The organism is Microcoleus sp. MOSTC5 (assembly GCF_036701825.1).
GTDB lineage: Bacteria > Cyanobacteriota > Cyanobacteriia > Cyanobacteriales > Microcoleaceae > Microcoleus > Microcoleus asticus.
Genome location: NZ_JAUBRK010000135.1, coordinates 1 through 2,500 on the forward strand (window position 1 = coordinate 1; position 2,500 = coordinate 2,500).

Below are 2,500 nucleotides of genomic sequence, written 5' to 3' on the forward strand. Positions count from 1 at the left end.
AAAAACTGAACCTAGAAAAAAGAATAGTTTGAAAGCTTAAAGCACTATTAACCTCGTCAAAAAAATCAAGATAGAGAGTGAAGGCGAGAGCTGATACTCAATATCGCAAACAACGAGAAAAAAGTCAAGGGAAAAAAACCAGCCTTTGTTGTGCTGAGTGGAAAGAACTTGACTAAAGCCAAAAAAGAACTCAACAACACGGAGAGTTTGATCCTGGCTCAGGATGAACGCTGGCGGTCTGCTTAACACATGCAAGTCGAACGGAGTAGAAATACTTAGTGGCGGACGGGTGAGTAACGCGTGAGAATCTGCCTTCAGGACGGAGACAACAGTTGGAAACGACTGCTAAGCCCCGATGTACCGCAAGGGAAAATATTTATAGCCTGAAGATGAGCTCGCGTCCGATTAGCTAGTTGGCGGAGTAAAAGCCCACCAAGGCGACGATCGGTAGCTGGTCTGAGAGGACGATCAGCCACACTGGGACTGAGACACGGCCCAGACTCCTACGGGAGGCAGCAGTGGGGAATTTTCCGCAATGGGCGAAAGCCTGACGGAGCAAGACCGCGTGGGGGAAGAAGGCTCTTGGGTTGTAAACCCCTTTTCTCTGGGAAGAAAGTTGTGAAAGCAGCCTGACGGTACCAGAGGAATCAGCATCGGCTAACTCCGTGCCAGCAGCCGCGGTAAGACGGAGGATGCAAGCGTTATCCGGAATGATTGGGCGTAAAGCGTCCGCAGGTGGCAGTTCAAGTCTGCTGTCAAAGACCGGGGCTTAACTTCGGAAAGGCAGTGGAAACTGAACAGCTAGAGTATGGTAGGGGCAGAGGGAATTCCTGGTGTAGCGGTGAAATGCGTAGAGATCAGGAAGAACATCGGTGGCGAAGGCGCTCTGCTGGACCATAACTGACACTCAGGGACGAAAGCTAGGGGAGCGAATGGGATTAGATACCCCAGTAGTCCTAGCCGTAAACGATGGATACTAGGTGTTGTCTGTATCGACCCGGACAGTGCCGTAGCTAACGCGTTAAGTATCCCGCCTGGGGAGTACGCACGCAAGTGTGAAACTCAAAGGAATTGACGGGGGCCCGCACAAGCGGTGGAGTATGTGGTTTAATTCGATGCAACGCGAAGAACCTTACCAGGACTTGACATGTCGCGAATCCTTTGGAAACAGAGGAGTGCCTTCGGGAGCGCGAACACAGGTGGTGCATGGCTGTCGTCAGCTCGTGTCGTGAGATGTTGGGTTAAGTCCCGCAACGAGCGCAACCCTCGTGTTTAGTTGCCATCATTAAGTTGGGCACTCTAAACAGACTGCCGGTGACAAACCGGAGGAAGGTGGGGATGACGTCAAGTCAGCATGCCCCTTACGTCCTGGGCTACACACGTACTACAATGGTAGGGACAGAGGGCAGCCAACCCGCGAGGGCGAGCTAATCCCGTAAACCCTGCCTCAGTTCAGATTGCAGGCTGCAACTCGCCTGCATGAAGGCGGAATCGCTAGTAATCGCAGGTCAGCATACTGCGGTGAATCCGTTCCCGGGCCTTGTACACACCGCCCGTCACACCATGGAAGTTGGCCACGCCCGAAGTCATTACTCTAACCTTTCGAGGAGGAGGATGCCGAAGGCAGGGCTGATGACTGGGGTGAAGTCGTAACAAGGTAGCCGTACCGGAAGGTGTGGCTGGATCACCTCCTTTTAGGGAGACCATCTGATAGTCGACCGAACCTAAACAATAGGTCGTTGTCAGTCATCCCTGGTCGTTCGAGGAATAGATGTCAAAGCTTTCAAACTATTAACTGGTTCGGAACTCGCGGGCTATTAGCTCAGTTGGTTAGAGCGCACCCCTGATAAGGGTGAGGTCCCTGGTTCAAATCCAGGATGGCCCACCTGGAAAAAAAGTGATGAATTGTCAGTAATGAGTAATGAATAATCTTAGATTAATTCAGGACTCATAAAATCAAAATCAGAACTTGCTTAGTGGGGGTATAGCTCAGTTGGTAGAGCGCCTGCCTTGCACGCAGGAAGTCAGCGGTTCGAGTCCGCTTACCTCCACTCTCACTAACTACAACCAACAAAAAAACTAAAAGAGAGAGAAATCAGCACCCAGACTAGCTTGGTCAAAAAAGAAGTCGGAATGCTGGAGTCTAGAACTCTAGTCAGAACCTTGAAAACTGCATAGAAATTAAGTCATCAAAGCGTGTCAGTCATCCGAGCAATCGGAGGATATGACAAGCGACAACCATCAAAAGATTAAGTGGTCAAGTTACAAAGGGCTAACGGTGGATACCTAGGCACACAGAGGCGAAGAAGGACGTGGCGACCGACGATAAGCTCCGGGGAGCTGGAAGCAAGCATTGATCCGGAGATGTCCGAATGGGGCAACCCAGTAAGCATCAGTTGAATACATAGACTGATAGCGGCGAACCCAGCGAATTGAAACATCTTAGTAGCTGGAGGAAGAGAAAGCAATAGCGATTTCCCAAGTAGTGGTGAGCGAACGG

General features: G+C 50.8%; 2 tRNA genes and 2 rRNA genes (1 of these 4 cut by a window edge). All 4 read left to right on the top strand.

Going from position 1 to position 2,500, the window contains the following annotated elements:
* Positions 1–195: 195 nt before the first annotated feature.
* Positions 196–1,695, top strand: a 16S ribosomal RNA gene (locus tag QUA54_RS33625).
* Positions 1,696–1,811: 116 nt separating this feature from the next.
* Positions 1,812–1,885 (top strand) — tRNA-Ile (locus QUA54_RS33630).
* A gap of 93 nt (positions 1,886–1,978) precedes the next feature.
* Positions 1,979–2,051 (top strand) — tRNA-Ala (locus QUA54_RS33635).
* 204 nt (positions 2,052–2,255) lie between these two features.
* Positions 2,256–2,500, top strand: a 23S ribosomal RNA gene (locus QUA54_RS33640) (it continues 2,658 nt past the right edge of the window).
* Together the 16S and 23S rRNA genes with 2 tRNA genes alongside form the textbook arrangement of a ribosomal RNA operon.